This window comes from Streptomyces sp. NPDC051576, assembly GCF_040681835.1.
In the GTDB taxonomy this organism is placed as follows: domain Bacteria; phylum Actinomycetota; class Actinomycetes; order Streptomycetales; family Streptomycetaceae; genus Streptomyces.
Map to the genome: position 1 here is coordinate 406,645 of NZ_JBFAZO010000007.1, position 17,788 is coordinate 424,432.

General features: G+C 69.9%; 15 protein-coding genes and 1 pseudogene. 4 read left to right on the forward strand and 12 right to left on the reverse strand.

The annotated features are described in order from the left end of the window. Window positions 1-59: 59 nt before the first annotated feature. The 6 genes from AB0M63_RS25100 to AB0M63_RS25125 form a co-directional block, all read right to left on the reverse strand. Window positions 60-1,385, reverse strand: coding sequence for a wax ester/triacylglycerol synthase family O-acyltransferase (locus tag AB0M63_RS25100; RefSeq protein WP_366020962.1), 1,326 nt, complete (start codon window positions 1,383-1,385; stop codon window positions 60-62). Window positions 1,386-1,540: 155 nt separating this feature from the next. Beyond that, window positions 1,541-3,856, reverse strand: a complete 2,316-nt coding sequence (locus tag AB0M63_RS25105; protein WP_366020963.1) for a GH92 family glycosyl hydrolase — start codon at window positions 3,854-3,856, stop codon at window positions 1,541-1,543. Window positions 3,857-3,873: 17 nt separating this feature from the next. After that, entirely contained in the window at window positions 3,874-6,489 is a 2,616-nt protein-coding gene (locus tag AB0M63_RS25110; RefSeq protein ID WP_366020964.1) for a PA14 domain-containing protein, read from the reverse strand. 132 nt (window positions 6,490-6,621) lie between these two features. Next, window positions 6,622-7,842 (reverse strand): glucose-1-phosphate adenylyltransferase, encoded by a 1,221-nt coding sequence (glgC, locus tag AB0M63_RS25115; protein ID WP_355911617.1) that lies wholly within the window; start codon window positions 7,840-7,842, stop codon window positions 6,622-6,624. Window positions 7,843-7,893: 51 nt separating this feature from the next. Beyond that, a complete protein-coding gene (gene glgA, locus AB0M63_RS25120; protein WP_366020965.1) occupies window positions 7,894-9,045 on the reverse strand; it encodes a glycogen synthase in 1,152 nt (383 codons plus the stop codon). Between the two features lie 39 nt (window positions 9,046-9,084). Beyond that, window positions 9,085-9,840: a (2Fe-2S)-binding protein gene (locus AB0M63_RS25125; protein WP_366021022.1), complete on the reverse strand. Its 756-nt coding sequence runs from the start codon at window positions 9,838-9,840 to the stop codon at window positions 9,085-9,087. 209 nt (window positions 9,841-10,049) lie between these two features. Between AB0M63_RS25125 and AB0M63_RS25130 the strand changes: the two genes are divergently transcribed. Next, the gene (locus AB0M63_RS25130) at window positions 10,050-11,210 is read left to right on the forward strand and encodes a DMT family transporter (RefSeq protein WP_366020966.1); all 1,161 of its coding nucleotides are present in this window, start codon (window positions 10,050-10,052) and stop codon (window positions 11,208-11,210) included. On the opposite strand, the gene AB0M63_RS25135 is transcribed toward AB0M63_RS25130, so the two are convergent. Then, window positions 11,200-12,414, reverse strand: a complete 1,215-nt coding sequence (locus AB0M63_RS25135; RefSeq protein ID WP_366020967.1) for a transglycosylase family protein — start codon at window positions 12,412-12,414, stop codon at window positions 11,200-11,202. The two genes, AB0M63_RS25130 and AB0M63_RS25135, sit on opposite strands and share 11 nt — an antisense overlap. A 174-nt stretch (window positions 12,415-12,588) precedes the next feature. On the opposite strand from AB0M63_RS25135, the gene gndA reads away from it, so the two are divergent. Then, complete coding sequence (gene gndA / locus AB0M63_RS25140; RefSeq protein ID WP_355911629.1) at window positions 12,589-14,028, forward strand: NADP-dependent phosphogluconate dehydrogenase; 1,440 nt, start codon at window positions 12,589-12,591, stop codon at window positions 14,026-14,028. A gap of 39 nt (window positions 14,029-14,067) precedes the next feature. Here gndA and AB0M63_RS25145 read toward each other — a convergent pair whose 3' ends face one another. The 3 genes from AB0M63_RS25145 to panD form a co-directional block, all read right to left on the reverse strand. Then, window positions 14,068-14,421 carry a VOC family protein gene (locus AB0M63_RS25145; protein ID WP_355911632.1) on the reverse strand — a complete coding sequence of 118 codons (354 nt, stop codon included), beginning with the start codon at window positions 14,419-14,421 and terminating at the stop codon, window positions 14,068-14,070. A 385-nt stretch (window positions 14,422-14,806) separates the two neighbouring features. Continuing rightward, the gene (locus tag AB0M63_RS25150; protein WP_355911635.1) at window positions 14,807-15,151 is read right to left on the reverse strand and encodes a GNAT family N-acetyltransferase; all 345 of its coding nucleotides are present in this window, start codon (window positions 15,149-15,151) and stop codon (window positions 14,807-14,809) included. Window positions 15,152-15,159: 8 nt separating this feature from the next. Next, window positions 15,160-15,594 (reverse strand): aspartate 1-decarboxylase, encoded by a 435-nt coding sequence (gene panD, locus AB0M63_RS25155; protein WP_355911638.1) that lies wholly within the window; start codon window positions 15,592-15,594, stop codon window positions 15,160-15,162. Between the two features lie 621 nt (window positions 15,595-16,215). Here panD and AB0M63_RS25160 point away from each other — a divergent pair. Both AB0M63_RS25160 and AB0M63_RS25165 read left to right on the forward strand, forming a co-directional pair. After that, a pseudogene (locus AB0M63_RS25160) lies at window positions 16,216-16,302 on the forward strand (transposase family protein); the annotation flags it as partial. A 348-nt stretch (window positions 16,303-16,650) separates the two neighbouring features. Beyond that, on the forward strand, window positions 16,651-16,986 hold the full coding sequence (locus AB0M63_RS25165; protein ID WP_366020968.1) for a cupin domain-containing protein: 336 nt from the start codon (window positions 16,651-16,653) through the stop codon (window positions 16,984-16,986). 3 nt (window positions 16,987-16,989) lie between these two features. Here AB0M63_RS25165 and AB0M63_RS25170 read toward each other — a convergent pair whose 3' ends face one another. Together AB0M63_RS25170 and AB0M63_RS25175 are read right to left on the reverse strand one after the other, a co-directional pair. Further along, a complete protein-coding gene (locus AB0M63_RS25170; RefSeq protein WP_366020969.1) occupies window positions 16,990-17,484 on the reverse strand; it encodes a transposase in 495 nt (164 codons plus the stop codon). 59 nt (window positions 17,485-17,543) lie between these two features. Continuing rightward, entirely contained in the window at window positions 17,544-17,762 is a 219-nt protein-coding gene (locus tag AB0M63_RS25175; RefSeq protein WP_366020970.1) for a transposase, read from the reverse strand. Window positions 17,763-17,788 lie beyond the last annotated feature (26 nt).

The window sequence follows — 17,788 nt, forward strand, 5'->3', positions numbered from 1 at the left end:
GCGGCCGTCGAACAGGGAATTTTACGGAGCGCCGGGCCGCAGCACCAAACCCGTGATCGTCAGGCCTCGCAAGCGGTGATCAGCGTCTCCACCTCCTCGGTCAGGGCACGGGCGAACCGATCCAGATCCGGTACGGCCTCCGCGTCGGCCACGAGCCCGTAGTGGACATGCCCGCGGAAGGTGGAGATTGCCACCGCGAGGGACTGCCCGCGGGCCAGCGGGGCGAACGGGAAGACCGCGGTGACCGGGTTGCCACCGAGCTTCAGACCGATGCCGGGCAGCGGGACGCTGGTGACCAGGATGTCGAACCAGAGCCGGGCGGCCTGCGCGGCGAGGGGCCCGCCGAGCCGGTGGCCGATGGCCGGTACGTGGTCGGCGAGCAGGGCGACGGCGCCCGCGCCCCGGTTGGGGCCCGCGTCCTTGTTGCGGTCCATGGCGGTGCGCACCGAGTCGAGCCGGGCGAGCGGGTCCGGGTCGTCGACGGGCAGCCGTATCAGGTAGCCGGAGAGCCGGTTGCCCTGTGGCTGCGCGCCGCGCGGACGGCGTTTGGAGACGGGGATCAGGGCGCGGGGCGCGACGCCCTCGCTGCCGTCGCCGCGTTCGTCGAGCCAGCGGCGCAGGGCGCCCGCGACGACCGCGATGAGCACGTCGTTGACGGTGCCGCCGACGGTCTTGCGGACGCGGTGCACGTCGTCGAGGTCGACGACGACTCCGGCGGTACGGCGGGTTCCCGAGGGGTCGGAGGTGAGCGCCAACGACGTACGCACGTCGAGGGTGGAGCGGGCGACGGACGCCCCGATGTCGAGGGCCCGGCCGACGTCCGACAGGGCGCCCCGGAGCAGCCCGGGCAGCTTGCGCACATCGGGCAGGAGACCGCGCGCGGGCTCCTCGGGGCGCGGGCGCCGCTCGGGCATGTCCATCGGGTCGAGGATGGCGGCGGCGAGCGTCAGCGCCCGCAGTCCGTCGGCCAGGGCGTGGTGGAACTTGAACAGCACGGCGAAGGAGACGCCGTCCTCGCCGGGCAGCACATGGGCTTCCCACGGGGGCCGGCCGCGCTCCAGCGGGCGTTCCATGAGTCGGCCCGCGACCTCCTGGAAGTCGGCGGTCGGGGCGTGCAGTCGGACGTGGTGGAGCGGGTCGAAGTCGGGGTCGGTCTCGCGGACGGCGCTCCCGAAGGACAGGGACAGCGGCTGCCACACGTCCCGGATGCGCATCCGCAGCCCGGGGACGGCGGCGGCACGGGCGGCGAGCAGGTCGGCGGCGTGGGCTCCCGCGGTCGGCGAGTGGGCCGAGAAGACGCCGAGTGCGCCCAGGTGCATCGGGTTCCGGTCGGACTCGATGTTCCAGAACGCCAGGTCGAGAGGAGCGAGCAGGTCGGAAGTCAAAGGCTTGCCTCGCGTCGACTAGGGGTGAGAAAGCAGTCAAGCGCCGACAAGCGATTACGGTCAAGTACGATCAAGCTACGCACAGTTAACAGCAGATTACGTCTGGCCCCTGTCCCACCCCTCTGGGAGGGGTGGGACTCCAGCGGCGCCTGAGGTCACTTCAGTGCCGGTGGCGCCGCCTGGGGTGACGTACCCCACTCAGACGGGTGCGGGCCGACCGTGAAGTCGATCGACCGTACGGACCGCAGCAGGCCGGTCGTCAGATAGGTGCGGTCGTAGGACGCCCCGTCCGTCCGGGCCGCCTGGATGTAGCGGTCGCCGGCCGAGGTGCCGGGCGCCTTGATGGTCAGGGCGCCGTGCGGGTAGTAGCGGCGGTCCAGCGTCAGGTCGACGCGGTCGAAGACAGGGGTGGACAGGCCCCAGGTGTCGTAGCCGGGCTGGACCGGGAAGATCCCGATCGACGACAGCACGTTCCAGGCGGACATGGTGCCGAGGTCGTCGTTGCCGGTCATCCCGGTCGGGCCGTCCGTGAACAGGGTCAGCGCGGCATGCACGACGTCGGTCGTCTTCCAGGGCTGTCCGGTCGACAGATAGGTGTACGGGGCGATCAGGTCGGGCTCGTTCTGCGGGTTGTACTTGTCCGCGTTGTAGTAGTCGTACGGCCCGTTGACCCACACCTCACGGGCCGTCTTCGCCGGGTCGGCGAGCAGTTGGCCGTAGGCGAAGAAGGAGTCGAGCCGGGCGTTGGCCGCCGACTGGCCGCCGATGAGGTCGACCATGCCGGGCAGGTCCTGCGGGACCAGCCACTGGTACTGCCAGGACGTGCCCTCGTGGAAGCCCTCGCTCTGCGCCGGGTCGGCGGGACCGACGAAGGCGCCGGAGGCGTCGCGGGCGCGGAAGAAGCCGGTCGAGGGGTCGAAGATGTTGCGGTAGCTCTGTGCGCGGGCGGCATAGCGGGCGGCGTCCGCGCCGTGTCCCAGGTCGCGGGCCATCTGCGCGAGCATCGCGTCGGAGAGGGCGTACTCCAGGGTGGCCGAGGCCCCGTGGTCGTAGTCGGAGTCACCGGGTTTCGCGTGCGGGCGGTCCTTGATGTACGGCGCGAAGCCGCCTGCGATGTACTCCGTGTTCGCCTCCCGGCCCACGGCGGCCGAGTCGGTGGGCGGTACGCCGTCGGCGTTCTGCTTCAACGCCCGGTAGGCGCGCTCCTCGTAGCCCTTGAGGAGCCCCTGCTGATAGGCGTTCGTCAGGAACGGGGTGACCGGATCGCCGGTCATGATGTTCGTCTCGACCGTGCCGTAGCCCCACTTGGGCAGCCAGCCGCTCTCCTCGTCGATCCTGATCACCGAGATGGCCATGTCGCGGGCCTCGCGGGGTGCGAGCAGGGCGAGGAGCTGGGACTGGGTGCGGTAGGTGTCCCACAGGGACCAGTTCTGGTAGTAGGTGAAGCCCCGCGCGCGGTGGACCTTCTGGTCCCAGCCGGTGTAGCGGCCGTCGGCGTCGCTGCCGATGTTCGGCGCGAGGAAGGACCGGTAGAGGGAGGAGTAGAAGGTCCGGCGCAGAGTGTCGGAGCCGCCCTGGGCGCGGACGTCGTCGAGCCGGTCCTCCCAGGCCTGTTGGGCGCGATGGCGTACCGCGTCGAAGGAACGCCCGCCCTCCGCACGGAGGTTGACGGCCGCGCCGTGCGCGTCGACGTAGGAGAGTGCGGTGGTCGCCTCGACCGTACGGTCCTTCGTCGTGTCGAAGCGGACGTACGCGCCGCCGCTCCCGCTCCTCGAACCGGCCGTCACCGTCGAGCCGTTCCAGGTGCCGTAGGTGGTGAAGGGGCGGTCGAAGTGGGTGATCGTGTAGACGGTGTAGGGCTTGGTGTCCTGGCAGAAGCCGCGGCCGGTGATGGTGGTCCGCACCGTCCGGTTGTCGAGGACCTCCACCTTCGAGGCGACCCCGCTGTGCAGCGATTGGGCCGCGTTGAGCAGGACGTTGGCCTTGTCGGTGGCCGGGAAGGTGTAGCGCTGCACGCCGGTGCGCGCGCTGGCCGTCAGTTCGGCCTCGATGCCGGTCTTCAGGCCGACCTGGTAGTAGCCGGGGCTCGCGTGCTCGTCGTCGTGGCTGAACTCGGCCGCGTACTGGGCGTAGTCCGTCTGCGTCACGTCACCGGTCGTCGGCAGGACCGGCAGATCACCGCCGAGTCCGCAGCCCACGCCGGAGAGATGCACGAGGGAGAAGCCGCGGATGTGGTTCTGCGCGTAGTCGTACCCGGTGTTGTGGCCGGTGTCCGGCGAGAACTGCACCATGCCGAAGGGCACGGCGGCGCCGGGGTAGGTGTTGCCGTCGTTCTCGGTACCGATGAACGGGTTGACCAGATCGGTGAGCCGGCTGTCGGCCGAGGCGTGGGCGGTGGCGGGGACGGCGAACAGCGCGGACACTGCCACCGCCCCCGCCATGCACAGGCGCAGGCGCCGGGTCCATCTCATGGGTCCTCCAAGGGAGTTCAGGTGGTGGGGCACCCTGCGGGAGTCGCTCGCGAGGCATCACGGATGAGGGCCTGCTGAGCCGCCCTCACCCGTTGCGCGTCGGGCTTGAGCACGCGCCGGTCGTAGGTCATGAGCCCGTTCAACTCGCCCTCGACGTCCGAGATCTGTGTGTAGATCGCCCCGTTGCTCCCCTGGCAGGTCAGGGCGTGCACCTCGGCGAGCTTGGTGAGGTAGTCGTCGGTGTAGGCGGCCGGGTCGACGTCGACGTACGACTGCTGGACCGACCAGGCGTGTCCCGGCACAGCGAGGCCTAGGCCGCCGTACTCGCCGCTGACCAGGGCGCGTTGACCGTCGGGATGCGGTGGCAGGGCGGGGCTGGGATAGCCGTGCTCGTCGATGACGTCGCCGGTGCCGCCGTCCACGCCGAGGTTGATGCCGGACATGCTGTTGACGAGCCGCGTGGGGTCCCAGGCCTTGGCCTGGTCGGCGATGCGGGCCTCGTCGTACTGGCCCCAACCCTCGTTGAACGTCACCCACATGACGACCGACGGGCTGCTGATGTGCTCGTCGATCATCTGCTTCATCTCGCGCTCGTACTCGGCCCGGGCCGCGGGCGAGGGATCCACCCCGGCGATCATCGCGGGCATGTCCTGCCACACCATGAGGCCCAGCCGGTCGGCCCAGTAGAACCAGCGGTCGGGCTCGACCTTGATGTGCTTGCGCACCGCGTTGAAGCCCAACTCCTTGTGGACCTTGAGGTCATGGGCGAGTGCCGCGTCGGTCGGCGCGGTGTAGAGGCCGTCCGGCCAGAAGCCCTGGTCGAGGGTGGCCATCATGAAGACCGGCTTGCCGTTGAGGACCGTGCGCGGGATGCCGTTCACCTTCTCGACGGCGATCGAGCGCATCCCGAAGTAGCTGCCTACGCGGTCCTTGCCGACGGTGACCTTCAGGTCGTAGAGGAAGGGGTCGTCGGGCGACCAGAGATGAGGAGCGCGCAGGGTCAGGGTGAGGGGGCCGCCGGTGCTGCCGTGCGCGGTGGCGACCTCGCGCTTTCCGTCGTACGCCGTCGCCGTGATCGGTACGCCGTCCCGAACTCCCCGTGCCTCGACGGTGAGTTGGCTCCTGGCCACGTCGGGGGTCAGCTTGAGGGAGCCCACGTGGTCGGTCGCCACGGGCTCCATCCAGACCGTCTGCCAGATGCCCGAGGTCGGGGTGTACCAGATACCGCTCGGGTCGAGGCGCTGCTTGCCGAGGGGCGGGTTCTCGCCATCGACCGCATCGGTGGGGTCATAGACGCCGACGATCAGTTCCTGGGTGCGGCCGGGCTTGAGGGCGTCGGTCACATCGGCGCTGAACTTGTCGTAGCCGCCCTGGTGTTCGGTGACCTTCGTGCCGTTGACGTAGACCTCGGCGCGCCAGTCGACGGCGCCGAAGTTGAGCATCAGGCGCTTGCCGGAGCCGATCCGCCAGTCGGCGGGGACGGTGAAGGTGCGGCGGTACCACATACGGTCCTCGTGCCGTTCGAGGCCGGAGAGCTGGGACTCGACGGGGTACGGGACGAGGATCCGCTCGGCCAACGTCTTCCCCACGGGCGGCTGTTCGCCGGCGGTGGCCGCCGCGAACTGCCAACTCCCGTTGAGGTTGCGCCAGTCGGTGCGGGTGAGCTGGGGGCGCGGGTATTCGGGGAGCGCGTTGTGGGGGCTCACCTGGTCCGCCCACTGGGTGCGCAGTTCGTACGTCGAGTGGTTCGGGCCGGTGCTCCAGAACGCGTTGATAACGTTCCCATCGGCCGCGGTGAGGCCGGCTTCGCCGTCGTAGCGGATGTCGGCGGTGCCGGGGGCGGTGCCCGTCTTGTTGCCCACGACCGGCTCGGTGAGCGGGACGATCAGGGTGCGCGGGTCGGCCGGGTCCAACTCGGCTGTGCCCAATGGCCACTTGGCACCGCCGATCACCGCTTCGAGGTGGTCGGTCAGGTCGGCCGGGGGCGCGGAGAGGGGCTGGGCGAAGGCGAGTTCCAGGGTGCGGCCGGTGGTGGTGACCGTGGCGGCGAGGGCGCCGTCGTAGTCGAATCCGTCGGGGAGGCGGAAGGCCGACTGCGGGATCGCGACCTTGGTGCCGCCGGGTTCGGTCCAGCGGAGGTGGAGGTTGGAGCCGCCGTAGTGCTCGAAGTACTCGACCTTGATGTCGTAGGCCGTACCGGCGGTCAACTCGACGGGGGCGGAGGTCTGTTCGTGGTCCCAGTCGTCGACCCAGTGGTCGATGGCGAGCTGTCCGCCGATCCACAGGCGGAAGCCGTTGTCTCCGGTGATCGAGAAGGTGTGGGGGCCGGACTTCGTCGGGACGATCTTCCCGGTCCAGCGGACGCTGACGTCGTCCGACCGGCCGGTGGTGAAGGCGAGCCGGGGCTCCAGGTTGCCGAAGTCGAGGTTCGGGTCGAAGCCGGTGGCCTTGAGGTCGGCGAAGTCGAAGGCGCCGGGGGCGGACTGGGTGTAGTACTCGCTCTTCAGGCCGTGGATCTCGACGGGGTCGTCGGCGGCGGCCGCGTTGGCGGTGGGGACGGCGGCCAGGCCTGCGATGCCGAGTGCCAGCGCGAGCAGTAACGCGAGTCGGTCTCTGAGTCGTCTGATGCGCACGGAACCTCCATAACAACGTTGTCATGGGCAGCAGTTGGCATGACAACACGGATTCCGCATTCCGTCCAGGGACATGACAAAGCCCCGGTGCGGTCGGGAAGGACCGAGCGGCACCGGGGCCATGTACGGCCGTTACGTGACCAGTTGGCCCTTCCCGAGCGCGATGACGCCGTCCCTGGAGACGGTGTACAGCTCGGCGTCCCGCTCCGGGTTGACCCCGATCGTCGCGCCCGGTGGAACCTCGACGTTCTTGTCCAGGACGGCGCCCCGGACCACCGCGCCCCGCCCGATGTGGACGTTGTCGTGCAGGATCGAGCCCTGGACGACGGCTCCCGGGTCGACGACCACGCCCGGGGAGAGCACCGAGCGGGTGACCTGGCCGCGGATGAGACACCCGGAGCTGATGATCGACTCGCTGGCCATGCCGCCGGCGTTGAAGCGGGCCGGGGAGAGCTGGCCGGAGTGGGTGTAGATGGGCCAGTTGCGGTTGTAGAGGTTGAAGGCGGGGCGCTCGGCGATGAGGTCCATGTGGGCGTCGTAGTAGGCGTCCAGGGTGCCGACGTCCCGCCAGTAGCCCTGGTCGCGGGTGGTCTCGCCGGGGACGTGGTTGGCGCTGAAGTCGTAGAGCGCGGCCTCGCCCCGGTCGGTGAGCGCGGGCAGGATCGAACCGCCCATGTCGTGCACCGAGTCGAGGTCCTCGGCGTCCCGCTGGAGGGCTTCTATGAGGGCCTTGGTGGTGAAGATGTAGTTGCCCATCGAGGCGTAGACGCACTCCGGGTCGTCGACCAGACCCGGCGGGTCGGTCGGCTTCTCCAGGAAGCGCTCGACCGTCTGGCCGTCCGAGCCCGGGGTGATCACGCCGAACTGCGAGGACTCCGCGCGCGGGACGCGGATTCCGGCCACTGTGACGCCCGCGCCGCTCTCGATGTGCTGGGCGAGCATCTGCCGCGGGTCCATGCGGTACACGTGGTCGGCGCCGAACACCGCGACGTACTCGGGCCGTTCGTCGTAGATCAGGTTCAGGGACTGCAGGATCGCGTCCGCGCTGCCGAGGTACCAGCGCGGGCCGAGGCGCTGCTGGGCCGGGACCGGGGTGACGTAGTTGCCCAGCAGGCTGGACATCCGCCAGGTGGTGGTGATGTGGCGGTCGAGGGAGTGCGACTTGTACTGCGTGAGGACGCAGATGCGCAGGACGTCGGCGTTGACGAGGTTGGACAGCACGAAGTCCACGAGACGGTACGTCCCGCCGAACGTGACCGCCGGTTTGGCGCGGTCCGCGGTCAGGGGCATCAGCCGCTTGCCCTCACCGCCCGCGAGTACGATTCCGAGCACCGAAGGACCACCACGACGCATGGCCGCTCCCCTCACCCTGGTTGATCCCAGCCTGCCCCTGAGCAGCGCACACTAAGCCTGTTCGAGGATCTCCGCGTAGAGCCGCGCGGTGCGCAGCGCCACGGCGTCCCAGCCGAACTCGCCCACCGCGCGCTCGCGTCCGGCCTCGCCCATGCGTTTCGCAGTCTCCGGGTCGGCGAGTACGGAGTCGAGGGCCGACGTCAGGTTCTCCTCGAAGTTTTCCTCGATGGACACCAGAAGTCCGGTCTCGCCGTCCGCGACCACCTCGGGGATGCCCCCGACCCGCGAGGCGACCACGGCCGTACCGCAGGCCATCGCCTCCAGGTTGACGATCCCCAGGGGCTCGTACACCGAGGGGCAGGCGAAGACGGTGGCGTGCGTGAGGAGCTGGATGACCTCCGGGCGGGGCAGCATCTGCGGGATCCAGTGGACGCCCGCGCGGACCCGGCTCAGCTCCTCGAAGAGCTCGCGGAACTCCCGGTCGATCTCCGGGGTGTCGGGCGCGCCCGCGCACAGGACGACCTGTGCGGCCGGGTCGATGTTCCGGACCGCGCGCAGCAGATGGGGCACGCCCTTCTGGCGGGTGATGCGGCCGACGAACAGCACGTAGGGGCGGTCGGGGTCGATGCCGAGCCGGGTGAGGACGTCCGTGCCGTGGTCGGGGCGGTAGAGCGTGGTGTCGATGCCGTTGTGGATGACCCGCACCCGGGCGGGGTCCAGCGCCGGGTAGCAGGTGAGGATGTCCTCGCGCATGGCTCCCGATACGGCGATCACCGCGTCGGCGGCCTCGATCGCGGTGCGCTCGGCCCAGTTGGAGAGGGCGTATCCGCCGCCGAGTTGTTCGGCCTTCCAGGGGCGCAGCGGCTCCAGCGAGTGGGCGGTCAGCACGTGCGGGACGCCGTGGAGGAGCTTGGCGAAGTGGCCGGCGAGGTTGGCGTACCAGGTGTGGGAGTGGACGAGTTCACGGCCTTCGAGGGCGGCGGCCATGGAGAGGTCCACGGAGAAGGTGCGCAGGGCGTCGTTGGCGCCGTCGAGGGTGGGCCAGGAACGATGGCGCATGACGCCGTCGGTGCGGCCCTCGCCCCAGCAGTGCACGTCCAGGTCGACCAGGGGCCTCAACTCCCGGGCGAGGAACTCCACATGGACGCCCGCGCCGCCGTACACATCCGGCGGGTACTCCCGGGTCAGCAGTCCCACTCGCACCCGAAACCCCTTGTTCTCGGTGGCTGATTGACCTCATGGTCACCCAGAAGCGGCGTTCGGGGAAGGGCCGGGCGGTTGTGTGAAGCAGCAGTCCCCGCAGACCCCGCCGCCGGGAACCCGGTAGTAGAGGCAGCAACTGCGGCGCCTGAAGGCGGTGCCGGTGAGGGTTCCGGTGCCCGCGAGGAGGGGGTGGGTGAGGAGTTCGGCGGTGAGCACACGCGCGCGTGTGGCCACTTCCGTACGGCCACGCGCGCGTGCCCACCGGTCCAGTTCCCGGGCCGCGCCGGCCAGCGCGGAGGCCGCGTTGCCCCACAGCAGGCCGGCGGACATGCGGTGGTGGGCGACCAGGGCTGCGGTCAGCGGTTCGAGGTGGCCGTGCAGCACGGTGTCCGCGAGGGCGGTGGCGTCGGCGGGCAGCGGGCGGACCTCGGCCAGCCACAGGTCGTCCGGCGCGCCGCTGTCGGCATCCCAGTGCAGCAGCCCCGGGTCGAGGTCCGGCATCCGGTCGTAGAGGACGGCGCAGCCGAGCGCCGTCGACCACAGCCGGGCCGCGAGCGCCTGCTGGGCGATCGACGCGGCAACGCGCGGCTCAGGGGCCCGGAGACGCTCCGCGACGACATGGACACGAAAAGTCAGCGGATGTCGGTAAACATCCGACGCGGGGTTTTCGTAGATCCACGCAAGCGTCGGCAGCGGTCCCTCCGGTGCCGCGCCCGTGCGTAGTACGAAGAAGCCTCCGAGGGCGCGGAGCGCGGCGAGTTCGGGGTCGAGGTCCACGAACAGCAGTAGTACCAAGGCTTCCAGGGGTTTCCCCGAGGGGGTGTCCACCCGTGTCACCCACCCTGGGGAGGACAGGGTCCGTTTCGTACTCCATCGGCAGTACTACCCAATGGGTGCTCAGGTACGACGACGGGAAGAACATCGCACGGCATCGTGTTCTGTATGAAAGCCGACCGTTCGCCGCGTGGTGCCAGAGGCGCCCGCCTGACGCAGAGGAGCTGCCGATGAGCGCCCTCGCGTTGTCCATCGTGCTGTCGCTCGTCTCCGCCGTGGCCTACGCGGGTGGAGCGATCGTGCAGGAGCGCGTCGCGGTCTCCTCTCCCGAGCAGGAGTACGCGCCGCTGCGCCGCCCGAGCTGGTGGGCGGCGGTCGCGTTGAACGGTACCGGCGGTCTGCTGCACGTGGTCGCGCTGGCCTACGGCCCGCTGAGCCTGGTGCAGCCGCTGGGAGCGCTGACGATCGTGTTCGCGCTGCCGATGGCGGCCCTGTTCGTCGGCCGCAAGGCCGGTTCCACCGCCTGGCGCGGCGCCATCATGGCGACGATCGGTCTCGCGGGTCTGCTGTCCCTGGTCGGCGCGTCCGACGCGCAGTCGCTGAGCACCGCCCAGCGGGTGTCCGTGGCCGTGTTCACCGGCGCGGTGGTCGCGACCCTGATGGTCGCGGGCCGCGCGGCCCACCGGCACCCGGCGGTGCGCAGCGTGCTGCTGGCGACCGCGTCCGGCATAGCGTTCGGCATGTCCTCGGTGTTCACCAAGACGGTGGCGGTCGACTGGGACAACGGCGCGGTGTCCGCGACCGACATCCCCTTCCTGGCCGTGATAGCCGTCTTCGCCGTGGCCGGTCTGATGCTGTCGCAGGCGTCCTACCGTGGCGCGGGCTTGGCGGCTCCGCTGGCGGTGCTGACGGTCGTGAACCCGGTGGTGGCGGCCGCGGTCGGCATCACGATGTTCGGTGAGACCTTCCGCTACGGCACGACGGGCACCCTGCTCGCCCTGAGCGCCGGAGTGGTCGCCGCGGGCGGCCTGATCCTGCTGACCACGGAGCGGCTGCAGAGCGAGAGCGCGCCGTCCCGGTCGGCCGACGCCACGGCGCCGAGCCTCCCCGTCGCGCCGTCGCCCATCGAGGAGTTGCTCGATGTCCTCCCTGGACAGCCCGTCGACGTGAGCGCGGACGTCGACATGCCGGGCGTGGACATCATCACGGCCGCCGCGCAGGGCGACGAGATCCTCGTCCCGGCCCAGGGGGCGATCCCGGCCGGCGAGGGTTACGAGGCCCTGGAACCGGCCTCGGTCGCCGAGACACCCGGCTACTTCGGCCCGTTCCACGCCGGCCTGTACGTGATGATGCCGGTGCCCGACCGGCACCGTATGCGCGTCAAATCCTGACGCCGCCGGCCCGCAGATAGGCGAGCGGGTCGATGTCGGTACCGAATCCGGGCCCCGTCCGCACCTCGAAGTGCAGATGCGGGCCCGTGGTGTTGCCCGTGGACCCGGAGCGCCCTATGCGCTGCCCGGCACCGATGGACTGGCCGTCGCGCACCGAGATCGCGGACAGGTGCGCGTACTGCGAGTAGCGCCCGTCGGCGTGCCGGATCACCACCTGGTAGCCGTACGACCCCGCCCAGCCGGCCTCGACGACGGTTCCGTTCTCGATGGCCTTCACCGAAGTGCCGGTGGGGACAAGGAAGTCGACGCCGGTGTGGTAGCCCTTCGACCAGGAGGAACCCGTCGCGTGGTACGCGGTGCCGATGGGGGCGTTCACCGGGGCGACGAGGGAGTGACTGGTCGTCTTCTTCTTGGTGGCCTTCTCGGTGGTGTCCGAAGAGGCCTTCTTCGTCGTGGACTTGGTGGTCGGCTTCGTCGTGGCGCGGGTCGCCGTGGCGGCCTTGGCGTGCAGGCTCAGCCGCTGGCCGGGGATGATCAGGTCCGGGTCGGCGCCGACGGTCGTGCGGTTCGCGGCGTAGAGCCCGTGCCAGCCGCCGTCGACGCGTTCGGTGTCGGCTATCCCGGAGAGGGTGTCGCCGCGCACGACCGTGTACATCTCGGCGGTGCCCGCGCGGGACTGCGGTGTGGTCTGCGGCTGGACGTCCTTCACGGACCGCTTGGCGGTCTGCGTCCTGGTGTCCTCGGCTTTGGTCCTGGCCTGTGTCTTGGTCTTGCCGGTCGTCTTGGTGCCGCCGACGTGGATGTCGGGAGCGCTGCCGCCCCGGGTGAGCCCGGCGCGCACCGAGCACACCGGCCAGGCGCCGGGGCCCTGTCCCTTGAGCACCTTCTCCGCGACGGCGATCTGCTGGTCCCGGGTGGCCAGATCCGCGCGTCGCGCGTACGCCGTGCCGCCGTAGGCCTCCCAGGTGGACTGGGTGAACTGGAGCCCGCCGTAATACCCGTTGCCGGTGTTGATGCTCCAGTCGCCGCTCGACTCGCAGGCGGCGACCTTGTTCCAGGTGCTCACATCGGCCGCCTGGGCACTGCCGGCGCCGGCGCCGACGAGGGGGATGGCGATGCCCGCGCCGCCCGCCGTGACCGTGAGCAGCGAGGAACGGTTGATCCTGTTCGGCTGATACCGGCGGTGCCGACCGCGTACGGCCATGGAGAATCCCCCATCGACATATGTCAGAAGGGCCAAAAGTAAGGGCCCCGAACAGGCCATGACAAGACGGCAACCGGCCTCCCTGAGGCTGAGGATGGTCGGTGCGGCAATACTGGCCGGGCACGACCGGTACCACCGATGTCAGGACCTTCCTGATCCTTAGGAGCCAACCGAATGAGCACTTCAGCGCAGATCGGCGTCACGGGTCTCGCGGTCATGGGCCGCAACCTCGCCCGCAACTTCGCCCGCAACGGCTATACGGTCGCCGTGCACAACCGGACGGCGTCCCGCACGCACGCCCTGGTGGAGGAGTTCGGCGGCGAGGGCGACTTCATCGCGGCGGAGACGGCCAAGGACTTCGTGGCGGCGCTGGAGCGACCGCGCCGCCTGGTCATCATGGTCAAGGCCGGTGAGCCGACGGACGCGGTGATCCAGGAGTTCGCCCCGCTCCTCGAACCCGGCGACATGATCATCGACGGCGGCAACGCGCACTTCGCGGACACCCGGCGCCGGGAGCGCGACCTGCGCGAACAGGGCATCCACTTCGTCGGCATGGGCGTCTCCGGCGGCGAGGAGGGCGCGCTGCACGGGCCGAGCATCATGCCGGGTGGCCCGAAGGAGTCGTACGACTCGCTCGGTCCGATGCTGGAGAAGATCTCCGCGAAGGCGGCGGACGGGGCGCCCTGCGTAACCCATGTGGGCCCCGACGGCGCCGGGCACTTCGTGAAGATGGTGCACAACGGCATCGAGTACGCCGACATGCAATTGATCGGCGAGGCGTACCAACTGCTGCGCGATGTCGCCGGGTACTCCCCCGCGCAGATCGCGGAGATCTTCCGCACCTGGAACACGGGGCGGCTGGACTCGTATCTGATCGAGATCACCGCCGAGGTGCTGTCCCACGTGGACGCGGCCACGGGCAAGCCCTTCGTGGACGTCGTCGTGGACCAGGCGGAGCAGAAGGGCACCGGCCGCTGGACGGTCCAGATCGCCCTCGACCTCGGTGTCCCGGTCTCGGGCATCGCCGAGGCGGTCTTCGCCCGCTCGCTCTCCGGGCACGCGGCGCTGCGCGAGGCCTCGCGCGGGCTGGCCGGGCCGACGGCGGCGCCGCTGGGCGAGGCGGAGGCGGCGGCCTTCGCGGACCGGGTGGAGCAGGCGCTGTACGCGTCGAAGATCGTGTCGTACACGCAGGGCTTCCACGAGATCGCGGCGGGCAGCGAGGAGTACGACTGGAACGTCGACCTCGGCGCGGTCTCCTCGATCTGGCGCGGCGGCTGCATCATCCGCGCGGCCTTCCTCGACCGCATCCGGGCCGCGTACGACGCCCGCGCGGACCTGCCGAGCCTGCTGTCCGACGAGACGTTCGCGCAGGAGATCGCGGCGGCGCAGGACGACTGGCGGGAGGTCGTGATCGCGGCGACCCGCCAGGGTGTTCCGACGCCGGGCTTCTCCGCGGCCCTCGCCTACTACGACGCACTGCGTGCCGAGCGGCTGCCCGCGGCACTCACACAGGGGCAGCGGGACTTCTTCGGGGCGCACACCTACCGGCGGGTGGACCAGGACGGTTCCTTCCACACCCTCTGGGGCGGAGACCGCTCGGAGGTCTCGGGCTGACCCCGCCCGCCGTGCCGAGCCCGCCTGCCGGAGAACCGGTCAGGCGGGCTGCCACAGTTCGATGCGGTTGCCCTCGGGATCGGTGACCCAGCCGAACCGGCCGACGCCGTCCATCTCCTGGGTCTCCCCGGCGACGTCCGCGCCCTTGGCGCGCAACTGCGCGAGCATCGCGTCGAGGTCGCGGACCCGGAAGTTGAGCATGGTCTGCTGGGTGCGGGACCCGAAGTAGTCGGTCCCGGACTCGAAGGCCGCGAACACCGTCGGCCCTGCTTCCTGCTGCCAGAGGCCGTGCTCGTCGGCGTCCAGGCCCAGGCAGTCGCGGTACCACGCGCTCAGGGCCACCGGGTCGCCGGCGCGCATGAAGTGTCCGCCGATTCCAACCACACGTTCCATGCGGCCATCCTGCCAGCACGGGTGACCGGGGCCTCGGTCTCAGGTGAGGGGCGGCCCCGGCTCCGGGCTCGGTACCGGCTCGGGCCCGGGTGGGATCGGGGACGGACCGGGCTCCGGCGTGGGGCTTGGGTTCGGCGGGGTGGGAGCGGGGTTCGGCGGTGGTGTGGGCAGGGGTGCCGGGGGCTCGGGGGGCGGGCCCGGTGTCGGACCCGGTGGTACGGGGTCGGGGTACGGGTTCGTCATCGTGTCCTCCAGCCAGTGGGTATGTCGGCTCTGGACTACTCCCCCGCCTACCCGGCAGTGGCGCCGCCACTCACCCGGGTGGGCTCACCCAGCAGCTCCTCGTCGAACCGGTACCGGTGTCCTGCCGGTACCGGTGTCCGCGCTAGAAGCGACCGGGATGCGCCGTGAGCCACTCCGTCGCCGCGCGCAGCAGCTCGGGGTCGGCGGCCGGGGCCTCGTCGGGGTGGCGAGCCGCCCACTTGACGACGTACGGGCACAGCGGGGCGACGACGATCCCCTCGCGGGCCGCGATGCCGTACAGCTCGCGGGCCAGTGAACCGGCGATGCCCTTTCCCTCGTGGGCCGGTTCCACGATCGTGTGCACCGGGACGAGGGCGCGCTCGGGGGATTCGAGGACGAAGTACTCGATGTGGCCTACGACTTCGCCGTCGCCGATCGCCTCCAGGCGGCCCGCCGCCCGGTCGTCGCGGATCTCGGTCTCGCTCATGGGCATCCTCACTGGTGCGATGGTCGGGTCCCGACGGCCTGCGGGCTGCGCGCCTGCTCCGAACCCGGCACCGGCTCGGAGGGGTCGGCGCCCAGGCCCACGATCGCGTTGGCGTGGTCCACGTGCACGACCCGGGGCCGCAGCGCCCGCGCCTCGGCGTCGGACACCTGAGCGTAACTGATGATGATCACCAGGTCCCCGGGGTGCACGAGGTGGGCGGCGGCCCCGTTGATCCCGATGACACCCGTGCCTCGCGCACCCTCGATGACGTACGTCTCCAGGCGGGCGCCGTTGGTGATGTCGACGATGTGGACCAGCTCGCCGGGCAGCAGGTCGGCGGCGTCCAGCAGGTCGGCGTCGATGGTGACGGAGCCGACGTAGTGCAGGTCGGCCTGGGTGACGGTGGCACGGTGGATCTTGGACTTGAACATGGTGCGCAGCATCGGAGTCTCCCGGAATTCGGCTCCCTGCCCGCGTTTTTGCAGGTCAAGGGCTGTTTCCTCACCCTACAACGAGTCGCATGTGCGGGCAGCTTTCCCCGAGATTTTCAGGACTCATACTGACCACTTGCCGACTTTCCTGACGCTTCGTCAGGTAGCTGAAGGGGCTTCCCCCACCCTCGCGGACCCCAACACAACAACGACCCAAGCCTACGCAGCACCATCGGAAAAGCATCCGTGATCACCGCCACACGGACGGCCTGAACGATAGTTAGGCGCTCGACTGGAAGTCGGGCCGCGTGCTGCCAATGGGTCAGCTCTCTTCATTCCAACTCGCAGGAAGAGGAGGTACCCAAAATTCGAGGAAACCTGGGCGCGCGACACGGCGGGGCACCATATTGCTGGATCGCGGCTCAGCCAAACACTCCAACGTCTGAACTGACCCAGCGGAGAGCGCGAACGCCACCGCCGTAGGGCTCAGGCCAGCCCCAAGGAGCCATCTTGCCCGTAGAACTGCTCAACATGTCCACGAGCTGGGTCTACAGGGAGGCATCGAAACTGGGCTTGAACGGCTACAAGCTCGGCCGAGGCAGGAACTCGAAGATCCTCTACAAGCGCGCCGAGGTCGCAACGTACTGGCGAACGAATCTGGCGTCACAGCAGGTGGCATCGCTGTTCGGGGTCTCGAAATCGGCTGCCGCCCGCGCCCTCGCTGGCCAGTCACCCGCGCAAGGACACCGTCCGCCTCGTCCTACGTCGTCGGAGGCACCCTGGTGCCCCAACAACCTCCGTCCCCTGTCAAGTGCTTCGGTCTTCGCCTTCATCACCGGAGGGCGGGATGCCGTCAAGCCCGCCCTCACGGAGATGACCGGCCACACCCCTTGAGCGCAAAACTCGCACCTGATACTCCAGGCGTAGATCGTGATCTGGCTGGTCGGCCCGCCGCATCCGCACCATGACGAGCTCCGGCGCTACTGGTGCGGCTCCTCGCCGCGGGCCCTTAGAACTCGTAATAGGATTACGGGTGTTGAGCTCCGGACGCAGGACTAGGCTCCCGCCATGGAGATCATCAAGGGCGCGGGCGTGTGGGTGCACCCCGGCGAAGCGGGCAATGACTGGGTCGAGCAGCTGCGGACGTCGGACTTGTCGGTAGGGACGTACTGCATCCCGGCCGGCGGGCGTGACCCACAGAGCCCGCACGCCGAGGACGAGATCTATGTCGTCACCGCAGGGCGCGCCAAGATCGCAACACCAGGCCGGACGGACGAGGTGGGTCCTGGAACGGTGATCTTCGTGCCGGCGGGTGAGAAGCATCGATTCACGGAAGTAGCCGAGGACCTGGTGCTGCTCGTGGTGTTCGGACCCGCGTTCGGCTCGCGCACGCCCAAGTCTTAGCGATCAAAGGGTGGCTTTCCTCAGCCGCCGCCAGCAAGTCAGGCCGCAGGCCAACGAGGAGAAGGCGTCCTGGAGTTCGGAGCGTCGTTCCCAGCGCACGGCCAGGCGTTTGAACTGGTGGAGCAGGGCGAAGGTCCGCTCCACGACGTAGCGGAGCTTGCCCAGGCCCTTGATGTTCGGGGCGCCCTTACGGGAGATCACCGGCAGGAGCCGGCGGCACCGCGGCTCACGGCGCACGGCCAGGGAGTCGTACGCCTTGTCACCCAGAACGGACTCGGGGCGCCGTCGAGGCCGTCCGGCGACGGGCGGGATGCCGTCGACGAGGTCGAGGGTCTGGGTGATGTCGTTGACGTCGGCGGCGGTCGTGATGACGTGGAACGCGGTATCGCGTCCGTCGCAGATCAGGTGGTGTTTGCTGCCCGTCTTCCGGCGGTCGACCTGCGACGGACCAGTCGCGGCTCCCCCTTTTTCGCGCGGACGTGGGAACCGTCCACGCACGCGCGGGTCCAGTCGAGTTCGCCAGCCGCGTGCAGTTCCGAGAGCAGGGCGCAGTGCAGTTACTCGAAGACGCCGGCCTTCTGCCAGCGGTCCAGGCGGCGCCGGCAGGTCTGTCCGGAGCCGAACCCCAGCTCCAAGGGCAGGAGCTGCCAGGCAATGTCCTGTCTGCAGGACGTACAGGATGCCCTGCAGACACAGTCGGTCCGGTACCGGATTCGGCCCTGGCGACCGCTCGGGCCAGGGCGGCAGCAGCGGTCCGATCCGTGCCCACAAGTCATGGTCCACGATCCACGGCCGAGTCGTC